Annotated in this window: 20 protein-coding genes and 4 tRNA genes; 13 read left to right on the forward strand and 11 right to left on the reverse strand. The window is 63.7% G+C overall.

Features of this window, described 5'->3' with window-relative positions:
• Positions 1-127: 127 nt before the first annotated feature.
• Entirely contained in the window at positions 128-925 is a 798-nt protein-coding gene (locus AC1P6P_RS06265) for a hypothetical protein (RefSeq protein ID WP_481401576.1), read from the forward strand.
• Here the strand turns inward: AC1P6P_RS06265 and AC1P6P_RS06270 are convergent.
• Positions 922-1,914 carry an XdhC family protein gene (locus tag AC1P6P_RS06270; RefSeq protein WP_481401577.1) on the reverse strand — a complete coding sequence of 331 codons (993 nt, stop codon included), beginning with the start codon at positions 1,912-1,914 and terminating at the stop codon, positions 922-924. The two genes, AC1P6P_RS06265 and AC1P6P_RS06270, sit on opposite strands and share 4 nt — an antisense overlap.
• 57 nt (positions 1,915-1,971) lie before the next feature.
• A complete protein-coding gene (locus tag AC1P6P_RS06275) occupies positions 1,972-2,571 on the reverse strand; it encodes an SRPBCC family protein (RefSeq protein ID WP_481401578.1) in 600 nt (199 codons plus the stop codon).
• A gap of 150 nt (positions 2,572-2,721) precedes the next feature.
• Between AC1P6P_RS06275 and AC1P6P_RS06280 the strand changes: the two genes are divergently transcribed.
• From AC1P6P_RS06280 to AC1P6P_RS06305, 6 genes are all read left to right on the forward strand, one after another.
• Entirely contained in the window at positions 2,722-3,264 is a 543-nt protein-coding gene (locus AC1P6P_RS06280; protein WP_481401579.1) for a cold-shock protein, read from the forward strand.
• Between the two features lie 53 nt (positions 3,265-3,317).
• Positions 3,318-3,782 (forward strand): DUF192 domain-containing protein, encoded by a 465-nt coding sequence (locus tag AC1P6P_RS06285; RefSeq protein ID WP_481401580.1) that lies wholly within the window; start codon positions 3,318-3,320, stop codon positions 3,780-3,782.
• 132 nt (positions 3,783-3,914) lie between these two features.
• Positions 3,915-3,991: transfer RNA gene (locus AC1P6P_RS06290), tRNA-Pro, on the forward strand.
• Positions 3,992-4,123: 132 nt separating this feature from the next.
• Positions 4,124-4,429 carry an ETC complex I subunit gene (locus tag AC1P6P_RS06295; protein WP_481401581.1) on the forward strand — a complete coding sequence of 102 codons (306 nt, stop codon included), beginning with the start codon at positions 4,124-4,126 and terminating at the stop codon, positions 4,427-4,429.
• A gap of 20 nt (positions 4,430-4,449) precedes the next feature.
• A tRNA-Arg gene (locus AC1P6P_RS06300) sits at positions 4,450-4,526 on the forward strand.
• A 206-nt stretch (positions 4,527-4,732) separates the two neighbouring features.
• A complete protein-coding gene (locus AC1P6P_RS06305; protein ID WP_481401582.1) occupies positions 4,733-6,037 on the forward strand; it encodes a D-arabinono-1,4-lactone oxidase in 1,305 nt (434 codons plus the stop codon).
• On the opposite strand, the gene hisI is transcribed toward AC1P6P_RS06305, so the two are convergent.
• From hisI to AC1P6P_RS06335, 6 genes are all read right to left on the reverse strand, one after another.
• A complete protein-coding gene (gene hisI, locus AC1P6P_RS06310) occupies positions 6,038-6,382 on the reverse strand; it encodes a phosphoribosyl-AMP cyclohydrolase (protein ID WP_481401583.1) in 345 nt (114 codons plus the stop codon). It abuts the gene before it with no gap.
• Positions 6,379-7,542 carry a cystathionine beta-lyase gene (gene metC, locus AC1P6P_RS06315; protein WP_481401584.1) on the reverse strand — a complete coding sequence of 388 codons (1,164 nt, stop codon included), beginning with the start codon at positions 7,540-7,542 and terminating at the stop codon, positions 6,379-6,381. The genes hisI and metC overlap by 4 nt, the downstream gene beginning before the upstream one ends.
• Positions 7,543-7,602: 60 nt before the next feature.
• Complete coding sequence (locus tag AC1P6P_RS06320) at positions 7,603-9,432, reverse strand: peptide MFS transporter (protein ID WP_481401585.1); 1,830 nt, start codon at positions 9,430-9,432, stop codon at positions 7,603-7,605.
• Positions 9,433-9,512: 80 nt separating this feature from the next.
• Positions 9,513-10,037, reverse strand: a complete 525-nt coding sequence (locus tag AC1P6P_RS06325; protein WP_481401586.1) for a GNAT family N-acetyltransferase — start codon at positions 10,035-10,037, stop codon at positions 9,513-9,515.
• A gap of 5 nt (positions 10,038-10,042) precedes the next feature.
• Entirely contained in the window at positions 10,043-10,882 is an 840-nt protein-coding gene (gene sseA, locus AC1P6P_RS06330) for a 3-mercaptopyruvate sulfurtransferase (protein ID WP_481401587.1), read from the reverse strand.
• Positions 10,879-11,913: a cysteine synthase A gene (locus AC1P6P_RS06335; protein WP_481401596.1), complete on the reverse strand. Its 1,035-nt coding sequence runs from the start codon at positions 11,911-11,913 to the stop codon at positions 10,879-10,881. Before AC1P6P_RS06335 ends, sseA begins: the two co-directional genes overlap by 4 nt.
• A 152-nt stretch (positions 11,914-12,065) precedes the next feature.
• Between AC1P6P_RS06335 and AC1P6P_RS06340 the strand changes: the two genes are divergently transcribed.
• On the forward strand, positions 12,066-13,424 hold the full coding sequence (locus AC1P6P_RS06340) for a DUF4139 domain-containing protein (RefSeq protein WP_481401588.1): 1,359 nt from the start codon (positions 12,066-12,068) through the stop codon (positions 13,422-13,424).
• Positions 13,425-13,464: 40 nt separating this feature from the next.
• On the forward strand, positions 13,465-14,991 hold the full coding sequence (locus tag AC1P6P_RS06345; protein WP_481401589.1) for a DUF4139 domain-containing protein: 1,527 nt from the start codon (positions 13,465-13,467) through the stop codon (positions 14,989-14,991).
• Positions 14,992-15,199: 208 nt separating this feature from the next.
• Here the strand turns inward: AC1P6P_RS06345 and scpB are convergent, their stop codons facing one another.
• Complete coding sequence (gene scpB, locus AC1P6P_RS06350; protein ID WP_481401590.1) at positions 15,200-15,982, reverse strand: methylmalonyl-CoA decarboxylase; 783 nt, start codon at positions 15,980-15,982, stop codon at positions 15,200-15,202.
• Between the two features lie 171 nt (positions 15,983-16,153).
• Positions 16,154-16,228 (reverse strand) — tRNA-Asn (locus AC1P6P_RS06355).
• 78 nt (positions 16,229-16,306) lie between these two features.
• On the opposite strand from AC1P6P_RS06355, the gene AC1P6P_RS06360 reads away from it, so the two are divergent.
• Together AC1P6P_RS06360 and AC1P6P_RS06365 are read left to right on the forward strand one after the other, a co-directional pair.
• Complete coding sequence (locus tag AC1P6P_RS06360) at positions 16,307-16,582, forward strand: hypothetical protein (protein ID WP_481401591.1); 276 nt, start codon at positions 16,307-16,309, stop codon at positions 16,580-16,582.
• Between the two features lie 226 nt (positions 16,583-16,808).
• Entirely contained in the window at positions 16,809-17,774 is a 966-nt protein-coding gene (locus AC1P6P_RS06365; protein WP_481401592.1) for an alpha/beta fold hydrolase, read from the forward strand.
• A 56-nt stretch (positions 17,775-17,830) separates the two neighbouring features.
• Here AC1P6P_RS06365 and AC1P6P_RS06370 read toward each other — a convergent pair.
• A tRNA-Cys gene (locus AC1P6P_RS06370) sits at positions 17,831-17,904 on the reverse strand.
• Positions 17,905-18,087: 183 nt separating this feature from the next.
• On the opposite strand from AC1P6P_RS06370, the gene AC1P6P_RS06375 reads away from it, so the two are divergent.
• Together AC1P6P_RS06375 and AC1P6P_RS06380 are read left to right on the forward strand one after the other, a co-directional pair.
• A complete protein-coding gene (locus tag AC1P6P_RS06375; protein ID WP_481401593.1) occupies positions 18,088-19,458 on the forward strand; it encodes a TolC family outer membrane protein in 1,371 nt (456 codons plus the stop codon).
• Positions 19,459-19,600: 142 nt separating this feature from the next.
• Complete coding sequence (locus AC1P6P_RS06380) at positions 19,601-20,203, forward strand: DUF2497 domain-containing protein (RefSeq protein WP_481401594.1); 603 nt, start codon at positions 19,601-19,603, stop codon at positions 20,201-20,203.
• The last annotated feature ends 249 nt before the right edge of the window (positions 20,204-20,452 follow it).

Genomic DNA, 20,452 nt, shown 5'->3' on the forward strand with positions numbered 1-20,452 from the left:
GCAGAATTGTTGCGAAGTATGTCGAGCGGCAAATCGGCGCCGGGTTTGCGAAACAAGATATTTGTTCTGGAAAAGTTCCGAGACAACCGGAGCGCGATATTCCCCATGCACTTAAAAGGGGCTTCCTATGAGCACGACGACGAGACTGGCGTGGGCGTTGGGCGCAGTGTTGCTGGTGGGCGCGGCCTGGGCGGCAAATCCCCAAACCGACGGACCAATGCAGGGTTTCGAGCGCAATACAGAGCGGGGCGCCCAGCGCTTCCTCCGCGATTTCGACCGCAACCAGGACGGCCGCGTCACCCGCGCCGAGATGAACAATGTGCTTGGCTGGCGGTTCGCCTCGGCGACCCACAACGCCCCGACCATGTCGCTCGAGCAGTTCATGGCGGAGCGCATGGCCGAATTCCGCAAATCCAACGAAGCCATGTTCCATCGCCTCGACTGGAACGGCGACGGCAAGCTGACGCTGGCCGAATACGGCGCGGCGCAGCGGGTGCGCTTCGTCCAACTTGATCGCGACGGTGCCGGCTTCGTGTCGTGCTCGGTGCGCGACCAGGCGATGCGCGGGGTCAGTGGCGGCGGCCTGGCGGCGTTCTGCCGTGAGAACGACACCAACATGGACGGCCGCGTCACCCGCGCCGAACTCGATGCCGCGATTGCAAAGCGGTTTGCCCAGAGCGCCGGTGGTTCGCAGACGATGGGGCTGGAGGCGTTCGTGAAGGGCGAAGAGGAGCGCTATGCCGTTGCCAACGTGCGGCTATTCCGCAAACTGGATGCTGACGAGGACGGATTGCTGACGATCCAGGAATTCGCCGCCCAGGACGAAGCGCTGTTCGACAAACTCGACAAGAACCACGACGGCGTGCTGACGCCGGCCGAACTGCAGCCGCGAAATGCCCGCGCCAAGGACGGGCAACAAAGCTAACGACCGTGCAGAGTCGCAATGATCTCGGCGACGATCGACACGGCGATCTCTTCGGGCGTCTTGGAGCCGATGGATAGCCCCACCGGACCATGCAGCCGGGCGAGATCGCCGGGGCCGAATCCGGCCGCCGCCAGCCGCTCGCGCCTGGCGCTTTGCGTTTTCTGCGAGCCGAGGGCGCCGACATAAAAGGCCGGCGACCGCAGTGCGGCGATCAGGGCGGGATCGTCGATCTTGGGATCATGGGCGAGCGCCACCACGGCGCTGCGCGCCGACAACGGGGAGCGGGCGAGGGCGTCGTCCGGATAGTCGTGGCTGAGAGGCAGTCCGGGAAAGCGCGCTGCGCTGGCAAAACCCTGGCGGGGATCGATGACGCGCAGGCTGTAGCCCAGCGGGACGGCGAAGCGCACCAGCGCCTGGGCGATGTGGACGGCGCCGACCAACACGAGATCGACCGGGGGATTGGCGACAACGAGCAGCCACGGTGTTCCCTCGCATGCCACCTCGCCGCTGCGATCGAGGCGAGCGGCGTTGCGGGCATCGGCGCCGAGGGCTGTTTCATCCTCCTGCGGATCGATCACGCAGCAGTCGCCGGTAACAAGGTTGGTACCACGTACAGCCGGCCTGTGACGGCGGCGGCATGCATTCAGTGCCGTTACGCTGGCGCGCGCCGCGTCGGTGGTGAGCGGCTCGACGAGGATGTCAATGCGGCCGCCGCAGGTCAGACCCGCCGCCCACGCCGTCGCATTCTCGACGCCATACGCCAGGCGCTTGCGTTCGCCATCGGCCAGCGCCGTCAGCGCCGCGTCGACCACCGCCCCCTCGACACAGCCGGCGGAGACCGAACCGGTGAAAACGCCATCGTCACGGATCGCCATCTGACTGCCGGGCTGGCGCGGCGCCGATCCCCAAGTCGAGAGGACCGTCGCCAGCGCGACCCTGCGGCCCTCGGTGAGCCAGCGTTCAGCGTCGAAGAGCGGATCGGGAGCCATGGCATGACCTTTCGTTGCGGAGTTCCTGCGCGCCGGCGCCGTTCCGATCAAGTGCGTTCAAGAACGGCGGTTGCGGCAGAGAAGCAGGGCGACGGCCGCCGTGACCGTCGCGCCCGCGGCTGCGCCAATGCCGATCCACACTGCCTTGGTACGCGGCGCTGCGACGACTGGCGCGGGACGCAGGATGGACGGCGAGGCAGGCTTGCCGACGATCGGCGTTTCGGCCGGAATAGCGGCGACAAAGCGGGCGAAAAACGTGTCGAGCAGCTCTTGCGCAGCGCCGTCAGCCCAGCGTGTTGCGAAGCGCCCGAGCTGACCGCCGAACACGGCATGGGCCTGATAGTCGAGATTCGTGCCTTCGTCGGTGGCGGTGAGATGAATGGTCGCGACGGCCTCGGCGCGCCCGAGCGAACCGCGGGCCGTGAGGCGCAAAACGGCGCGAGTCGGCGGTTCTTTCTCCGTAATGGTAAGGTTGATGGCGATCCGCGATCGTACTGGACCAACCCGGATCGATCCGGTCGCCGCAAACTGTGCAGGATCGACTTGTTCGAAACTGTCGCAACCGTCGACGCATTGGGCCAGGACGACCGGGTCGTTGAGCGCCGCCCATACCATCTCCAGCGAGGCAGGTATTCGGGAGGTTCCCTGTATGTCCATGAAAATCCTCAATATTTAACGGTGAATGAGATGCAATCGCAGATTGAACTTTCGTGTCTACTGTGCGACAGTTTGGCTTCACTCCCTAGGGGAGCTATGTTAACCTTATTTTTACCATACAGAGTGTGGGCATGAGTTCGGGGATTGGGGATGGAAACTAGCGTTGCCGCCGAAATGGCGCCGGAAGCAAATCTTGCGACTTTGGAAGTCGTCGGCCAGATCAAGTGGTTCGACATTGCCAAAGGGTATGGGTTCATCAAGCCGAGTAGCGGCGCTCAGGGCGACATCCTCCTGCATCAGACGTGCGTCCGCCAATCTGGTTTCAAGGCGGCCTACGAAGGTGCTCACGTCGTCTGCGAAGCCGTGCAGGGTCCCAAGGGGCTGCAGGCGCGGCGGCTGATCTCGCTCGACAACTCGACCGCCCAGCCGGTGGAAGCGTCGTCGCAGCGCACGCCCCGGTATACCGCCGAAGCGCGCGGTCCGGCATTCGATGCCACGGTCAAGTGGTTCAATCGCGGCAAGGGTTACGGTTTCGTCAGCCGCGGTCCAGATACGCCCGATGTGTTCGTCCACATGGAAACGCTGCGGCGCAGCGGCATTCGCGAGCTGCGCCAAGGTCAGCGGGTGCGGGTACGCGCCGGCGACGGGCCGAAGGGCGAACTGGCGGCGGAAATCACCGTTCTGGACTCCTGAATCGAAAAGAAATGGCGTATGGGAACCGCGTTGCGTCGGGCGGGAGTTGAATCATGCGCCGTTTGTTGGTGGCCCTCGCGGCCCTGGTTTTCTTGTCGGGTTGTTCGCCGGCCGAGCAGCCGCAATCGGGTCTGCCGAAAGCCGAAATCGTCATCGACACACCGTCCGGTCCGGCCCATTTCACCGTCGAAATGGCAACCACCGACGACAGCCGCCGCACCGGGTTGATGTACCGCACCAAGATGGGTGCCAACGAGGGCATGCTGTTCGATTTCCAGAAAGAGGATCTGCGCTCCTTCTGGATGAAGAACACGGTGCTGCCGCTCGACATGCTGTTCATCAAGGCCGACGGAACCATCTCGACGATCGCCGAGAACGCGGTGCCGTATTCGGAAGATCCGGTATCGTCGAGCGAGCCGGTGCAGGCGGTGCTCGAAATCAATGGCGGACGCGCGCGTGAACTCGGCATCGTCCAAGGCGCCAAGGTTCACGCCGCGATTTTCCGCAACGCCCAGTAGGCGAAGCGCCACGCATTTGCTCGCGGCGCTTGACCCGCCGCTGCGACTTGGCCATTTTCCGCCTGCCGTCCGGTTGATCCGGTCGGTACATGGAGCGGACGCGGCGGCAGTCGCCAGCCCTCAACCAGGAATCGGGGCGTAGCGCAGCCTGGTAGCGCATCTGCTTTGGGAGCAGAGGGTCGAGTGTTCGAATCACTCCGCCCCGACCAGCCTGCGCTCGCGAAGGCGAGGGAAGGCTGACGCGCCGAAGCCACTTCGGCGAAGGCGGACCGGTTGGTGCGAGTTTCGGCTCGGCGAGCCTGTCCTTGTTGGCTTGGACGGAACAGATCAGGAGGCATCCCATGCGCGCACGCATTTATCAGCCGACCCGCAATGCGATGCAGTCGGGCAAGGCCCGCACCAAGGCCTGGGTGCTCGAGTTCGAACCGGCCTCGCCGCGGCGGATCGATCCGTTGATGGGCTGGACCAGCTCTTCGGACATGCTGTCGCAAGTCCAGATGGAATTCGACACCAAGGACGAGGCGACCGCCTACGCCGAGAAGCACAACATCGCCTTCGACCTGTTCGAGCCGTTGAGAGCGACGCCGAAGCCCAAGGCCTACGCCGACAACTTCCGTTATGATAGGAAAGTTCCCTGGTCGCACTGACCCGCGGTCCAGGATAGTTCGGCCCCGTAGCTCAACTGGATAGAGCAGCTGCCTTCTAAGCCGCAGGTTGCGTGTTCGAGTCACGCCGGGGTCACCAGTCTGCGCCGCGTCGCGGTGGAGATGTTCATTATCGCCACGACAACTCGGAGAGATTTCCTCGGCCAGCGCCGCTTCCGCTCGGCGAGCCGCCCTTGAAACGTGCAATCCGGATATGCAACCGGGTCAAGGCGCTACTCTTTGACGCCCGTTGACGTAGCTGCACGAAAAGCTACAAGCGCCGCCGGTTCGGATTAAACGGGCGTCATGAAAATCGTCGGCGGCAAGTGGTCAAACTGGTCAGGGAGCGTCAGCTTCCGGCCGCGAGCCGTCGTCTCGCCGCAGGACGAAGTCGATCTCGCCGTCGCGGTGCGCAAGCCTGAAGGCCATGTGCGGTTCCCGGGTGCCGGTCATTCCTTCACGCCGCTGAACCAGACCGACGGCACACTGGTCGATCTCGCCGCCTTCACCGGGCTCAAGGGGTTCGATCCAGAACGCGAGGTGGCCACCATTGCGGCGGCGCAGCCGCTGTGGGGCCTGGGTTCGCTGCTGCATCCGCTCGGCTACGCGCTCAAGAATATGGGCGACACCGATCGCCAGACGCTGGGCGGCGCCGTCGCCACCGGCACCCACGGCACCGGCTCGCGCTACGGCAGTTTCTCCGCCGATGTCGCGAGCTTCCGCCTTCTCACCACCACTGGCGAAGTGTTGCATTGCTCGCCCGATGAGAACGCCGAGATATTCGCCGCTGGACGGCTCGCGCTCGGGCTGTTCGGGGTGATGACCGAGATCGATATGGCGGTGGAGCCGGTCTACAAGCTGCAGCGGCGCTATTTTTCGCGGCCGGCCAAGGATGTCTTCCGCCAGCTCGACGGCATGGTCGGCGCCAATCGGCATATCGAGTTCTTCTGGTTCCCCTACAGCGATGCGGTAGTGTGCAAGTCGCTCAACGAGACCGAGGCCAACGCGCCCACCCGCCACAGCGCCCGCACGCTTTATGCCCGCGGCGAAATCCGGCGGCCGCAGGAATACCTCTTTGCCGGCGGCGCTGAATTGCTGCGGCTGATGCCGGGACTTGGCGCGCCGGCGCACAAACTGTTCGGCGCGATGATGGGGCGCAAGCAGAAGGTGCGCTGGAGCCACGAACTGTTTCCGACGCCGCGCACCGTCAAGTTCAACGGCATGGAGTATGCGGTTCCCTACCACAAGGGCGCCGACGCGCTACAGGAGATTGTCGAAGCCATCCGCAAGAAGAAGCTGACCACCAGCTTTCCGATCGCGCTGCGCACGGTGCGATCCGACGATGTTTGGCTGAGCCCGTTCTACGGCCGCGACAGCGCCACCATCGCCGTGCACCAATACGCCAAGGTCGATTCCAAGCCGCTGTTCGGCACCTGCGAAGCGATCCTCAAAAGCTACGGCGGCCGGCCACATTGGGGCCAGCACCACACCATGTCCCGCGCCGAAGCCGAAGCCTATTATCCCAAGCTCGGCGACTTCATCGCCCTGCGCAAAAAGCTCGATCCGAAGGACAAGTTCCTCAACGAGCATCTGGCACAGTATTTCGCCTGATCATTCGCCCAACTGCCGATAAAAGCATGTCGGCGCGCCGGTGTGGCAGGCGGGGCCGAGCTGGTCGACGCGCAGCAGCAAGGTGTCGCCATCGCAATCGACGAAGGCCTCCACCAGGCGCTGAACGTTGCCCGAGCTTTCGCCTTTGCGCCAAACCTTCTGGCGCGAGCGCGACCAATAGGTGACGTGACCGGTCGCCAGCGTTTCTTCCAGCGTATGGCGCGTCATCCACGCCATCATCAGCACCGCGCCGGTGGAACTGCTTTGCGCAATAACGGGCACCAGACCCTCGGGGTTGAATTTCACCGCGTTGAGGAATTTCTCGCGATTGATCACGTCGGTCATGCGGCCTCCATGCGGGCGAATCCGGTTTCGAGATCGGCGATGAGGTCGCCGGCGTCTTCCAGGCCGGCGTGAATGCGGATGACGGGACCGTCGGCAGCGAATTTCGTCGCGGTACGTACGAAGTGCGCCGGGATCATCAGGCTCTCATAGCCGCCCCAGGAATAGCCGAGGCCGAAATGGGCGAGCCCGTCCATGAAGGCGGCAAGCTTGGCTTCGCTGATCGGATTGAGCACAACGCCGAACAGGCCACAGGCGCCGGTGAAATCGCGCTTCCACAGCTTGTTGCCGGGATCGCTTTCGAGCGCCGGATGCAGCACGCGCGATACCTCGGGCCGGTCCTTCAGCCAGCGCGCCAGAGTCAGGCCGTTGCCCCAGTGGCGGGCGAGACGGACGGGCAGGGTGCGAAGGCCGCGCAACGCGAGAAAGCAATCATCGGGGCTGGCAAAGATGCCCATATCGTGGACGAAGGTTTCAAGGCGCTTGGCGTGTTCTTCGCTGACGCTGATCGTGCCCATCATCACGTCGGAATGGCCGCCGATGTATTTGGTTGCCGCCTGAATGGAAAAATCGACACCGCGCTTGAGGGCCGGGAAATAGACCGGCGTCGCCCAGGTATTGTCCATCGCAACGGCGGCTCCGTGCTTGTGCGCGACTTCGGCGATGGCGGGAATGTCGGAGACCTCGAAAGTGAGCGAACCGGGGCTCTCACAGAACACCAGCTTGGTATTGGGTTTGAACAGCGCTTCGATGCCGGCGCCGATAGTGGGATCGAAATAGGTCGTCTCCACGCCCATGCGCTTCAGCGCGCCATTGCAGAAGCGGCGCGACGGCCCGTAGGCGTTGTCGGTCATCAGGACGTGATCGCCAGCGGCGACGACGGTGAGGATCGCCGTGGTGATGGCGTTGAGCCCCGACGGCACACTGACGGTGCGCGCGGCGCCTTCGAGTTCCGCAACGGCGCGTTCGAAGCTCTCGGTCGACGGCGTGCCGATGCGGCCGTAGCAATAGCGCGCCTCAGCCTCGGCTTTCAGCGAAGCGTAATCGGGATGCAAGATGGTGGAGGTGCGGTAGACCGGCGTGTTGACGGTGCCGAAATGTTCGGCGCTCATCCGTCCGGCCGACGCGGCAATGGTCTCGGGCTTTTTCGATTTATGGCTCACGGCTGCCGCCTGAAATGCTTCAAACGGCAGCCGTAACCCTGATTTATGCCCGGCGCAAGCTTAGCGGATCCCGTGCATGCCGCGCTTGAGGAGCGGCGACAGCGCCAGGGCGACGACGCCCGCAATGATGCCGGCAACGCCGATGGTCTGGAACACGCCCATATAGGTCTCGAGCGAAACCTGCGCGTTCAGCACCTTGCCGCCGACCGTCTCGGTCGAGGCAAACTGGGCGACCATGCCCCCGACGTACTGGGCGACGGCGGATGCCATCAGCCAGACGCCGAACATCATGCCGACCAGTTTCGGGATCGACAGTTTCGACACCGCCGAAAGCCCCACCGGCGACAGGCACAATTCACCCATCGAATGCAGGTAATAGGCGAACACCAGCCAGAACAGCGGCACGCGAAAATCGGCGCCGTGGAACTTGGAGCCGAACACCAGCGCCAGGAAGCCAAGGCCGACCAGGATCAGGCCGAACGCGAATTTAACCGGCACGTTCGGCTCGACATTGTGTTTGTTGAACCAGTTCCACGTCAGGGTGAACAGCGGCGCAAACCCGACGATGAACAGCGGGTTGAATATCTGCACCTGACCGGCGGGCATGACATAGCCCCAGACCGCCGGGATCGTCCAATTCCACAGATGGATGTCGTGCGCCAGAACCTGCATCGGCGCCATGATGACGAGATCGGTGTTGCGGTCGGCATAGAGCGTCAGCGACGATCCGGCCTGCTCGAACAGGGTGAAGAACACCACCGAGAAGCAGGTCAAGACGCAGGCGACGATCATGCGGTTGCGCTCTTCCGGCTTGAGCGTGAAAAACGCCCAAACCGGCAAGCCGATAATGGCGGCGAAGAAGGCGACGAACATCACCTGTCCGAGGATCGGTTGCGACATCAGGAAGGCGAACACGCCCTGGGCGGCGACGTCACGCGCGATGGCGGCGGTCACCATGGTGTTGTTGAGCAGGAACCAAACCACCGGGACGGCGCACAGCGTGCCGGCGTAGAACAGGAAATTGATGTTCTTGGCATTCTCCGGCGGATTGCCGTAGGGCGCCAGTTCCGCCCCGGCGAACTGGAAGCGGGCCCAGGCAAAGCACATGCCGATGCCGGCAAAGGCAAATCCCCATTGATAGCCCCAGGCTATCGCGATCATCGGCACCAGCGCCTGCGATATGATCGAGCCGAGATTGATGCCCATGTAGAAGATGGTGTAGGCGGCGTCGCGTTTTCGGTCGGTGCGATCGTACAGGGTGCCGAGAATGTTGGTGATGTTGGGCTTGAAATAGCCGTTGCCAACGATCACCAGTGCCAGCGATACGAACAGCAGAACGACGGTGAGCGGATTGCGCTGACCGTCGAATTTGTAATGGCCGTCGGCGACTTTGTCGGGCAGGGCGCCGGTCGCGCCGACGATGGAAATCGATTTGTCCGAATTGCCGACGATCTTGTGCTCGGCGCCATTCTGGACGAGGTACTGAACCGCATCTTCGCCGCGGCCCTTGATCTGGACTTCGTAGCGATGGCCGTCGACCGTGACGAACGGCTTGGCCGCATCGCCGCCGGTGAAGGCGAGCAGCATGTAGCCGATCGACATCAGGATCGCGCCGGTCTTCACCGCCCGCTTGGGACCGATGAACTGGTCGGCGATGAAGCCGCCGATCAGCGGCGTCAGATAAACCAGCGAAGCGAAGGCGCCATAAAGTCCGTTGGCGACGTTGTCGCTGAAGACGAAATGCTGGACCAGATACAGGACCAGCACCGCGCGCATGCCGTAATAGCCAAACCGCTCCCACATCTCGGTGGAGAACAACAGCTTCAACAGGTGCGGATGACCGTGCCAGAGCTTTTGGTGGCCGGCCGGCGTGGCGGTTTCAGTACTCATTGGGACCCCTCGATGCGACGCGGCGCGCTCCCTGCCGGGGCGCCAGCGTCTTTTGGGGCAGTGTTGCGGTAAAACCGGCGTTAAAGCAACTCGACGCTGCGTTCCTCGCGGGAATAGGGCACGAAGCCCATCCGCTGGTAGAGCGGCAGCGCCCGGGGATGGTCGAGGGTACAGGTGTTAACCAGAAGCGTCGAGATCGACCGCGACCACGCGTTCTGCACCGCGTGGTAGAGGAAATAGTACCCCAGCCGCTTGCCGATAAACTCGGGCATCAGTCCGAAATAGGCGAGCAGCCCGACATGCGGTTCGCGGAAATCGAGTTCGGCCATGCCGGCCGGATTGCCGTCAACGTAGAGGACGTACAACTCGACCTGCGGGTTGTGCATCAGCTCGGTCAGCGCGGGATCATCCATGCGGCGGCGATCGACCCAGAAATAGGGTTCGCCGATAGTGTTGTAGAGATAGCGGTAGAAGTGCACCGGCGGTTTGTCGGCCCGCAGGATCGCCACTTTGGTGGACGGATGCGGCGGCGGAATGACGGCCGGCTTGGCCTTCATCTCCAGGAAAGTGACCGTCATCGGCAGGAGGCGTTTCGAGCCCTTCATCGCAACTATTCCGTTTCGACCGGCGCTTCGGGACGAGCGCCCCATTCGGACCATGAGCCATCGTAAAGCGCGACATCGTGCGCGCCTGCGACCTCCAGGGCCAGCAGCAGGATGGCGGCGGTCACACCCGATCCGCAGGACGTGACGCTCGATGCCGATACATCGATCCCGCGTGATTCGAACAGGGCCGTGAGCGCGGCGGCCGGTTTTAGCGTCCCGTCGGGGGCAATCAGCTCGGCGTAATGGACGTTCTTGCTCCCGGGAATGTGACCGCCCCGCACTCCCGGGCGCGGCTCCGGTTCGCGGGCATGGAAGCGGGGTGCGCCGCGGGCGTCGAGAATCTGGGCCGAGCCGTCGCGGGCGATTCGCAGCATGTCCTCGAACGAGCGCACCAGCGCCGGATCGCGGCGGGCGGTGAAGCTCGCGGCCGGCTGCTGCGGTGTGGCGCGGTCCACCACCGGGTAGGCGACGCCCTTCCAGGCGTTGAGCCCGCCATCGAGGATCACCACCTTGTCGTGCCCGAAGGCGCGGAACATCCACCACACCCGCGGCGCCGAGAACATCGGGGCGGTGTCGTAGACCATCACCATCGTGTCGTCGCCGATGCCGTAAGCGCTCATCGCAGTGGCAAATTTCTCCGGCGATGGCAGCATGTGCGGGTAGGGGCTGGAACGGTCGGACTGCGCATCGATGTCGAAGAACTGCGCCCCCGGTATGTGCTCGGCGACGAACTCGGCAGCAGGATTGCGCTTGGCGGCGGGCATGTACCAGGAGCAGTCGAGCACTTTCACATTCGGATCGGCGCGGCGTTCGGCTAGCCACAGCGGGTTCACGAGAGGAGTCATTTTTCGAACGGGACCCTGATGGAGGGGCGGGGAGTGAGCCAGGGCGGCGTCGGCAGATTTTTCGACGTGAGGAATTCGGGATTGAACAGCTTCGACTGATAGCGCGTTCCGTAATCGCAGAGAACCGTTACGATGGTATGTCCGGGGCCCATTTCCTTCGCCAGCCGGATTGCGCCTGCGACATTGATGCCGGTCGAACCGCCGACGCAAAGCCCTTCGTGCTGCAACAGGTCGAACACGATCGGCAGCATTTCCTCGTCGGGAATTTCATAGGCGTCGTCGATCGGCGCGCCGTCGAGATTGGCGGTGACGCGATTCTGGCCGATGCCTTCGGTAATCGACGATCCGTGCGCCTTGAGTTCGCCGGTCTTGATCCAGGAATACACCGCCGCGCCCAGCGGATCGGCGGCCACCACGCGCACCGCCGGGCTTTTCTCCTTCAATGCCATGCCGACGCCTGCCAGTGTGCCGCCGGTGCCGACCGCCGCCACGAAGCCGTCGACGCGGCCCTTGGTCTGGGCCCAGATTTCCGGCCCCGTGGTTTCGACATGCGCCTGCCGGTTGGCGGTGTTGTCGAACTGGTTGGCCCAGATCGCGCCGGCCGCTTCGGTGTTGGCGAGCTCGTCGGCGATGCGGCCGGAGATTTTCACATAGTTGTTGGGATCGCGATACGGCACCGCCGGCACTTCGATCAGCTCAGCGCCGTAGAGCCGGAGCGCGTCCTTCTTTTCCTGGCTCTGGGTTTGCGGGATCACGATCACGGTACGGAAGCCCATGGCGTTGGCGACGAGGGCGAGCCCGATGCCGGTGTTGCCGGCCGTGCCTTCCACGATGACGCCGCCCGGCTTCAGCGCCCCGCGGGCGATGGCGTCCTTGACGATGTAGAGCGCGGCGCGATCCTTGACCGACTGGCCGGGATTGAAAAATTCAGCCTTGCCGAGGATTTCGCAGCCGGTCGCTTCGGAGGCGCGGCGCAGCCGGATCAGCGGCGTATTGCCGATGGCGGCGAGGGCGTCGGGGCGAAAATCCATCCGGTAGTTCCAGCGGGCTTCGCTGCGAACCGTACTGGCGCCCCGGCGCGGCTGCAAGGCGTTCTTATCACAGGAAAAGTCGTAAGAACCGGCCTCGACAAAGCCGCCAACCGGTGCGATTCTGCTGCCGGATGCGGAAACGGGGGGCTTTCATGCGTCGTATGCTTTTCTCGGCAGCTTCGGTCGCTGCACTGGCGGTTGCCGCCGTCGCCGCCGATCCGGCGCAAACCGTCTCGCTGACGATTTACAACTCGAACCTGGCGCTGGTGCAGGATACGCGGCACCTCGACATCACGGCCGGCCGCCAGCGGCTCGAATTCAAGAACGTCTCGGCACAGATCCGCGCCGAAACCGTCGCGCTGACCGCCCATGACCTCGCCATTGTGGAACAGAATTTCGATTACGACCTGTTGACCCCCGCCAAGATGATGGAGAAGGCGGTCGGCAAGCAGATCAAGATCGTCCGCACCAATCCGGCGACCGGCCAGGAGCACATGGAACTCGCCACCGTGCTCAGTGTCAACGACGGCGTCGTGCTGAAGATCGGCGACCGCATCGAGGTCTTGCGCGACGACGGCATCCCGACCCGCGTGGTGTTCTCGTCGATCCCGGAAAACCTGCGCGCCAATCCGACCCTGTCGGTGACGGTGCAGGCGGCGCAAGCCGGCCCGCGCGACGTGACCCTCAGCTATCTCACCACCGGTATGAACTGGAAGGCCGACTACGTCGCGCTGTTCGACGAAGGCCATTCCGCCATGACCCTGCAGGGTTGGATCACGCTGACCAATCAGTCGGGCGTATCCTACAAGAACGCCAAGACCCAGCTCGTCGCCGGGACGATGGAGACGGGTAGCAATTCCAATAACTATTACCGGCCGCAAAACGGCACAAGGATCGCCGGCAGCCAGGCCTCGGGCGAAAAGGGGTTGGCGGATTATCTGCTCTACGATCTGCCGGAACGGCTGACCGTCGCCGAGAACCAGACCAAGCAGGTGAGCTTCCTCGAGCTTGCCGGCGTCAAGACGCAGAAGGTCTACGAGTATCGCGCCAACTGGTTCAATGGCGATCCCAATCCCAATCACGCCGACGTGGTGCTGAACTTCACCAACCGCGACCGCGCCCTGCCCAAGGGCACCATCCGCGTTTACATGCGCGATGCGTCCGGCGAGGCCAAGTTCATCGGCGAGAATACGGTCGATCATTCGCCGGCCGGATCGGAAGTCGCGGTCAAGATCGGTGAGGCGTTCGACGTCACGGCCCAGGCGACGGTCGTGTCGTCGGAGCTGACCGATCGCAACCGGAAAACCCGCTATTCGATGTCGTATGTCTTCCGCAACGCCAAAGCGGTGCCGGCGACGGTAGAATTCCGCCAGGGCGGCATGTGGCACGATGCCGATGTCGAGAAGGAAAGCATCAAGGGCCGCCGCATCGATTCCTCGACGCTGGGGTGGAGCGTTCCGGTGCCCGCCAATGGCGAGACGGTTCTGACCTTCACCGTCGTCACCGGCTGATCCCGCAATGTTGAGGCGCGCGCTTCTCCTTGCGGGGCTGATGCTGGCCTTGCCGTCCGCCGCCCAGGTTTCGGAGCGGCCCGACAGCGTGCGCGTCACCGTTTACCATTCCGGCGGCGAGAGCGATCCCACCGAGTTCCGCGATCCCGATCCGCAAGAGGGGCTGGTGTTCGTTTCCGAGACGCGCACGGTGGAGGTGCCGGCGGGACCGGCCACCATCGAATTTCGCGGCGTCGCCTCCACCATCATTCCGCAGACGGCGGCGATCGACGGCTTGCCGGTGCCGCTGCTGGAACGCAATTTCGATTACGATCTGTTGTCGCCCGGCTCGCTGCTGGCGAAATCCGTGGGTGAAACGGTGACGCTGCGGCGGATCGATCGCAAAACCGGTAAGCCGGTGGAGCGCGTGGCCGTTGTCCGCACCGGACCGAATGGCGTGGTGCTCGATTTCGGCGGCAGCTATGAGGCGGTTGGGTGCAGCGGGCTGAAGGAAAGCCTGATCTTCGCGAAAGTGCCGGACGGCCTGCGCGACACGCCGACCTTGTCGATCCGCACCAATGCACCCCAGGCCGGTCGCTATACCGTCACGCTCAGCTATCTGGCGATGCAGGTGAACTGGGCCGCCAACTACGTCGCCCGGCTGCACGGCGACCGGCTTGATCTGTCGGGCTGGGTGACGCTGACGAATGCCAGCGAGACCAGTTTCCGCAATGCGCCGCTCGATATCATCGCCGGAACGGTGCAGCGCGCCGAAAACGAAGATAGTGCCGTCGAGCCGCAGCGCGTGGCGCGGACGGGGCTCTGCTGGCCGACGAACATCAATTGGGCCCGCCTGCGATCGAATATAATAGACGTGATTCAAGCCCTGGACGTCGGTCGGTTTCCAGATGCAACTATAGCGGAAGCGCAAAAACGGGTTGCTGGCGGCGAAATAGAAACGGTGGCGGTGACCGGCTTCCGCGCCTCGCGCGATCTCGGCGATTACAAGCTCTACAGTCTCGAGGGCACGACCGACGTGCTGGCGCGGCAGACCAAGCTTGTTCACCTGCTCGACCAGAAGGACGTGCCGTTCCAGCGGATTTATTACTACGCCCCGGCTGGCGATGAGGACGACCACACCGCCATGGTCGCTCTGCGGATGAAGAACACCAAGGAGAACCATCTCGGTCTGGCGCTGCCCGCGGGCATGTTCACGGCGACAGATGCCTCCGGCGACGGCGCTCCGGTCGTGCTTGGGCGCGCCAATTTCCGCGATTATTCCGAAGGCAGTCCAATCGAACTGGAGCTGGGGCAGGCGTTCGACGTCACTGTGCAGGAAACGAAGATCAGCGAGCAAGAGATCGGGTCCGGCGACAATCAGGTGAGGCGCGGCACTGGCGAAATCGTTATCGCGAACCACAAGGCTGTGGCGATCGATTTCGAATATCGTGTGGCGGTACAGGAGACGATCAAAGTCGTCGCCGAAAGCGTGCGCCATATCGCGACCCCCAACGGCCTGACCTGGTCGTTCCGCCTTGCACCGGGCGAGAAGAAGACACTGCGCCTGACGCTCGAAACCCGGCACTGACGAATTCGCTGCAGGTTACGGCGTTTTCAGCCAAGCGACAGACTGTGGAAACGTAAGGGGACTAAACCATCTCCCGTTAAGACGATGTCCCACGTTCCATGGGATCGGTTCATTCCTCCCGTCCGCGGATTTCCCCCCCCCGTCCGCGGTCAAGACCCTGAACCGGCAGAAACGCAAGGCCCGCACACCCCGGCGGGCCTTGTGCTTTTCAGGGATTGCCGCCGAATTTCGGTTCGCGCTTTTCCCGGAAGGCGGCGATGCCCTCGCAATAATCCGGCCCGAAATAGACGTCGCGCCTCAGCCCGTGCAGGTATTCATAGGTGTCGGGATTGACCGCCACCGCTTCGCTCAGCACCCGGATCGCCTCCTTGTAGGCGGCAATCGCGGCCGGCGAGCGCTTGGCGATGGTGCGGGCCATGGCATAGGTGCGCGCCTCGAGTTCGGCCGACGGCACGATCTGGTTGACGATGCCGACGCGCTCGGCCCGTTCGGCGGTAATCGGATCGGCGGTGAAGAACATCTCCTTGACGATGGTCAGCGGCAGCCGGCTGATGAAATTCTGGAACCCCGCCGCGTTGTACGGCACGCCCAGTTTCGCCGGCGTGATGGCAAAGCTCACGGTTTCATCGGCCAGAACGATGTCGCAGGCGATCACCAGCTCGCAGGCGCCGCCCCACACCGAGCCGTGCAGCATGGCGATCACCGGTGCCGGATAGGTTTTGATGGCGCGCAGCAGCCGTTCCAGCGGATCGCCATAGGGAAGGGGATCGATCCCGGCCTTGGGCAGTTCGTCGACGTCGTGGCCCGCCGACCAGACCTTTTCGTTGGTAGCGGAGCGCAGCACCACCGCGCGCACCCGCTCCTGGCGGAACTGGCTGACCGCTGCCTGGACATCCTCCACGAGCTGGCGGCAGAGGGCGTTGCGCTTGGCGTAATGGTCGAGAAACAGCGTGCCGACGTGGTCGGCGATTTCGGTCCGGACGAGCGGCATGGAGGCCCCCAAGGCTGCGAAACGGCGCCAAGGCTCGTCGCAGGCCTCGGCGAACACAAGCCGCAGGGCGCTCAACGCTGTCACGCGATTTCCGGTGGACCGGTGTCTGCGACTGAACCGCAAATGGCGTTCGCCCCGGAGGGGCGTCGTAAGCGGCGGTGTCTGAAAGAATGGCTCCCCGGGACGGATTCGAACCGCCGACCAACCGGTTAACAGCCGGTTGCTCTACCGCTGAGCTACCGGGGAACACTTGAGGGCGCGTTGTCTAGCGCATCTCGTGGGGCGTGCCTATATCAAACTCGGTCCCGCTTACCAAACCACTTCATGACAGAAAACCGCGACAAACGCGCCAGCATCCGGGTTGGCCGCCGAAAATTCCCCCTCCCGGGGTCAAAAACGCAGCGCGTGCTCCTGGGATCGGGGCTGGTGGCGGGCGGGATCGTCGGATTCCTGCCCGTGGTCGGGTTCTGGATGCTGCCGCTGGGGCTGATGGTGCTGTCGGTCGACAGCAAAAAAGTGCGCCGTGGACGCCGCCGACTCGAAGTGCGATGGGGCCGCTGGCGTAAGCGCAGCAAAAAGGCTGATGCGACTGGCGAATAGCGCAAAAAGAAAGGGCCAGGATTGAACCTGGCCCCAAGGCGTTGGGTAATGGTGGGGTGTCTTCAAGGGAAGACTTGGGGAGGATGCCGCCATAAGGTTAACAAACCCTTAACAGCTTGTTCCGAATGGGAAACAATTTTGGCGGGTGCTGAAACTGCGGCGTTTTCTCCCGTTTTCCTGGAAAAATTGCCGCCTACATCCGGTGGGATCGCTTTGAGGTTCGCTCATGCTGTCCCGACGTTCGCTTCTCGCCGTTCCCGCCGCGTTCATGGTTTCCCGGGTGTCGGCGGGCACTCCACCCGGTAGCTTGGTCAGCGTCCGCGGGACGCGCCTGTTCGTCGACGCCTATGGTGATTCGGGGGCGCCCCCGATCGTCTATGTCCACGGAGGGCCCGGGTCGGGCAGCTACGACGCCGGAGTTTACCAGGGCGAGCGCCTCGGCATGGCGGCGCGGCTACTGTGCCTCGATCAACGCGGCGTCCTGCGCTCTGATCCGGTAACGTCGGTCACCGTCGACGATCTGGTGGAAGACCTGGAGGCGCTGCGCCTGACATTGGGTATCCGCCGCTGGACGCTATGGGCCCATTCCTTCGGCGGCACTTATGCTACCCGCTACGCGGCGCGCTATCCCAGTGCGGTCGCCGGGCTGATCTACGAAAACTGCCCATTCTATCCTGAGGATACAGTGCAGGCGATGCTTGAAGCCTGCGCCGTCCTGCTCGAAACCAAGGGCGACAAGGCCGGGGCCATAGCCGCCCGCGCCAAAGCCAGCGCAACGATGTCGACGCATGACAAGGTGCAGGCCTATGTCGAGATCAGCCAGAAATTCGGCCCCGACCGCGACAAACTCTATGTCCATCACCCGGAGCTGTTCGGCTTCTTCCCGAAGCTGGTGGAGGCTTCAAAGTTGGGTGCGCTGTGGGGCCGGTGCGACACCCATTATAAGCTGGTCAGCCAGGATCCGACCCTGTTCGAAGATGTGCGGCCGATGCTGGCGAGGATCACCGCGCCGGCGCTGGTGGTCAAGGGCGCCTACGACTACGTCACCACTCCCGATCAAATCGCCGTGTTCCGGAAGGGGCCGAACCGAAGCGTGGAGGTGTTTCAGGAGAGCAGCCACTTCGTCCACGTCGAGGAAGCCGACGGCTTCGCGCGCTCAGTTTTGCGATTTGTCCGCAACAATCGCGCATAGCCGGACGGCGGCCGGGGAAGAGCCCGGACCAATCTGCTAAGTCCTTGAAAGGGAAGTGGAGGCGACGTCCGGAATTGAACCGGAGTACACGGTTTTGCAGACCGTTGCGTAACCACTCCGCCACGTCGCCTCAGAGGATCGGGCTATATCAGAAGCTTGCGCGGGACGCTATGCCGGGTTGTCGCGGGGACATCGGTGCGAGGTGCCGCAGGGCGTTGCCGCACCTGCCGCCGCTTCCTATATGCATCCCGTGCCGGGCTGACACATCGGCCCGCCGAACAGGCCGCTCGCCTGATTCGAACCGGAGGGGATCATGATGGGATATTCGCGCCGCCTGGGCTGGGCCGCTGCCGCTTTGTTGCTGTGCGGGACCGCCTATGCCGACCCGGCCAGTTTTTCGCTGATGGAAGCCCTCGGCGTCGCCTACACCACCAATCCTCAGCTTGCCGCCGCCCAGGCTTCGGTGCGTGCCACTGATGAAACCGTCGCGATCGCTAACGCCCATTGGCGGCCGTCGATTTCGGCCAGCGGTACTTATGCCTATAACAACGTAAAGGTCAGCGGTCAGGGCCGTTCCGTCACCTATCCGATCCAGGCCACGGTCGGGCTGCAACAGGAACTGTTCCGCGGCGGCCGCACGTACGCCGAGATCGGGCGCGCCAAGGCCAACGTCCGCGCCGCACGGGCAGAGCTTCAAGCGTCCGAGCAGACGGTGCTGCTGACGGCCGTGACCGCCTACATGGACGTGGTCCGCGACACGGCCATCGTCAACCTGCGCCACCACAACGTGGACGTGCTGCGGCGGCAGAAAGACTCCACCGCCCTCGAGTTCAAAGCGGGATCGCTGACCCGCACCGATGTCGCCCAGGCCGAAGCCCGTCTGGCCGGCGCCCAGGCGGCACTGACAGCGGCCGAAGGCCAGCTTGCGATCAGCCGCGCCAGCTTCCTGCAGGTGATCGGCCGGCCCGCCGAAACCCTGGACGAGCGCCCGGCCAATCCGTCGGTCGTGCCCGGGACCGAAGACGCCGCCCAGCAGAGCGCCAATCACGGAAACCCGGCACTGGTCGAAGCCCAGGAGATGGAAAGGGCCGCCGACTACGCCGTCGACGACGCCATCGGCGCCATGCTGCCGGAAGCCAACCTCCAGGGCGGCTACCAGTATTCCCAGCAATCCTATGCCTCGGCGCTCGGGGCCGGGCAGGTGACCCAGGGTGTCGGCGCCCAGTTGCAGGTGAACATCCCGATCTACCAGGGCGGCGCCGAGCAGGCCGCGGTGCGCCAGGCCAAGCAGCTTCGCGCCCAGGCCCAGCTCAATGTCTCGGTCACCGACCGGCAGGTTCGCTCGGCTGTCACCACGGCGTGGAATACTTATCAGGCGGCGTTGGCCAATATTGAATCCAACGAGGCCACCGCAAGGTCGAACGAGATCGCGTTCACCGGCGTCAGCAAGGAACAACGCGTCGGCGGGCGGACCGTCCTCGACGTCCTTAACGCGCAGCAGGAATTGCTCAACGCTCAAGTGGCGCTTGTCACCTCGCGCCGCGACGCAACGGTAGCGGCGTATCAGGTGCTGGCAGCATCGGGTCTTCTGACCGCGAAAAACCTGGGACTGAAGGTTACGATTTACGATCCGTTAGCGCATTACGAAGATAACGCTGCCCGCTGGATCGGCTTCGGCGAATGAGTGCATCACGATAAATTTCGCGCGTACCATGCTGAATGTTAACTCGTTCTTTGCCTTCTAGGATCAACTGTTCTAGGGTCTCATACGTAAGTCTGGCGGCCGGGAGTTTCGCATGGTTTCGAGTCCTCAGCACGAACCGACAATGGAGGAAATCCTCGCCTCCATTCGCAAGATCATTTCCGAGGATTCCCCCGAACAAGCACCTGTCGCAGAGGCGAGGCCCGCGCCCGCGCCGGAACCGATGCCCGTGGAGCCGGAAGCCGACATTCTGGATCTGACCCAGGAAGTTGCGCCCGAACCGCCGCCGGCGCCGCAGCACGTTGCCGAGCCCTATGTCGAACCGGCCCCGGTGCCGGAAAACGATGTCGTGTTCGAGTCGATTGAAGAGCCGGCGCCCGTGTCTGGGAATGGCGACATCTTCTCCGACCGCACCCGCAAATCGATCGACGATGCTTTCGCCTCCCTGGACCAGGACGAGGACTACGCCGCGCCGGCGCACGTCTCCAACCCGCTGCCGTCGGCCGCCTCTTCGGGCGCATCGGTGGAAGCGGTGTTTGAGCGCGCCGTCCACGAGGCCTTCGAACCCGTGGTCAAGCAGTGGCTGGGTGCCAACGCCCCGCAGCTGATCGAACGCATGAAGCCGCTGATCCGCGAGTGGATGGACGAGCACTTCCCGGCCCTGCTGGAAGGCGCCGTACGCGAGGAAGTCGCCCGCGTCGCCAAGGCACGCGGAACAAAGCGCTGATTTTTCGGGTAATCCGGGGATCAGCCCGGATAACCCCTTGACGGATCGGTGTCCGGGCTGGTTTCACCCAGCCCGGGCATTTTCTTTTTGGGTCTCGCGGACCCGCCCGGCCGTCAGAGGGGATTTTCATGCTCGACAAGACATTCAACCCGCAGGAAGTCGAAAGCCGGATCTACAATCAGTGGGTCCAGTCGGGAGCATTCCGCGCCTGCCGCCGGCCCGATGCCGACCCGTTCTGCATCGTCATCC

It is taken from the genome of Rhizomicrobium sp., from assembly GCF_056722145.1.

What these genes read in the sequence shown, in the direction of transcription:
- AC1P6P_RS06265 (WP_481401576.1), top strand. Translation starts at nt 128, where the DNA reads ATGAGCACGACGACGAGACTGGCGTGGGCGTTGGGCGCAGTGTTGCTG.
- AC1P6P_RS06270 (WP_481401577.1), bottom strand. Translation starts at nt 1,914, where the DNA reads ATGGCTCCCGATCCGCTCTTCGACGCTGAACGCTGGCTCACCGAGGGC.
- AC1P6P_RS06275 (WP_481401578.1), bottom strand. Translation starts at nt 2,571, where the DNA reads ATGGACATACAGGGAACCTCCCGAATACCTGCCTCGCTGGAGATGGTA.
- AC1P6P_RS06280 (WP_481401579.1), top strand. Translation starts at nt 2,722, where the DNA reads ATGGAAACTAGCGTTGCCGCCGAAATGGCGCCGGAAGCAAATCTTGCG.
- AC1P6P_RS06285 (WP_481401580.1), top strand. Translation starts at nt 3,318, where the DNA reads ATGCGCCGTTTGTTGGTGGCCCTCGCGGCCCTGGTTTTCTTGTCGGGT.
- AC1P6P_RS06295 (WP_481401581.1), top strand. Translation starts at nt 4,124, where the DNA reads ATGCGCGCACGCATTTATCAGCCGACCCGCAATGCGATGCAGTCGGGC.
- AC1P6P_RS06305 (WP_481401582.1), top strand. Translation starts at nt 4,733, where the DNA reads ATGAAAATCGTCGGCGGCAAGTGGTCAAACTGGTCAGGGAGCGTCAGC.
- hisI (WP_481401583.1), bottom strand. Translation starts at nt 6,382, where the DNA reads ATGACCGACGTGATCAATCGCGAGAAATTCCTCAACGCGGTGAAATTC.
- AC1P6P_RS06320 (WP_481401585.1), bottom strand. Translation starts at nt 9,432, where the DNA reads ATGAGTACTGAAACCGCCACGCCGGCCGGCCACCAAAAGCTCTGGCAC.
- AC1P6P_RS06325 (WP_481401586.1), bottom strand. Translation starts at nt 10,037, where the DNA reads ATGAAGGGCTCGAAACGCCTCCTGCCGATGACGGTCACTTTCCTGGAG.
- sseA (WP_481401587.1), bottom strand. Translation starts at nt 10,882, where the DNA reads ATGACTCCTCTCGTGAACCCGCTGTGGCTAGCCGAACGCCGCGCCGAT.
- AC1P6P_RS06335 (WP_481401596.1), bottom strand. Translation starts at nt 11,913, where the DNA reads ATGGATTTTCGCCCCGACGCCCTCGCCGCCATCGGCAATACGCCGCTG.
- AC1P6P_RS06340 (WP_481401588.1), top strand. Translation starts at nt 12,066, where the DNA reads ATGCGTCGTATGCTTTTCTCGGCAGCTTCGGTCGCTGCACTGGCGGTT.
- AC1P6P_RS06345 (WP_481401589.1), top strand. Translation starts at nt 13,465, where the DNA reads ATGCTGGCCTTGCCGTCCGCCGCCCAGGTTTCGGAGCGGCCCGACAGC.
- scpB (WP_481401590.1), bottom strand. Translation starts at nt 15,982, where the DNA reads ATGCCGCTCGTCCGGACCGAAATCGCCGACCACGTCGGCACGCTGTTT.
- AC1P6P_RS06360 (WP_481401591.1), top strand. Translation starts at nt 16,307, where the DNA reads ATGACAGAAAACCGCGACAAACGCGCCAGCATCCGGGTTGGCCGCCGA.
- AC1P6P_RS06365 (WP_481401592.1), top strand. Translation starts at nt 16,809, where the DNA reads ATGCTGTCCCGACGTTCGCTTCTCGCCGTTCCCGCCGCGTTCATGGTT.
- AC1P6P_RS06375 (WP_481401593.1), top strand. Translation starts at nt 18,088, where the DNA reads ATGATGGGATATTCGCGCCGCCTGGGCTGGGCCGCTGCCGCTTTGTTG.
- AC1P6P_RS06380 (WP_481401594.1), top strand. Translation starts at nt 19,601, where the DNA reads ATGGAGGAAATCCTCGCCTCCATTCGCAAGATCATTTCCGAGGATTCC.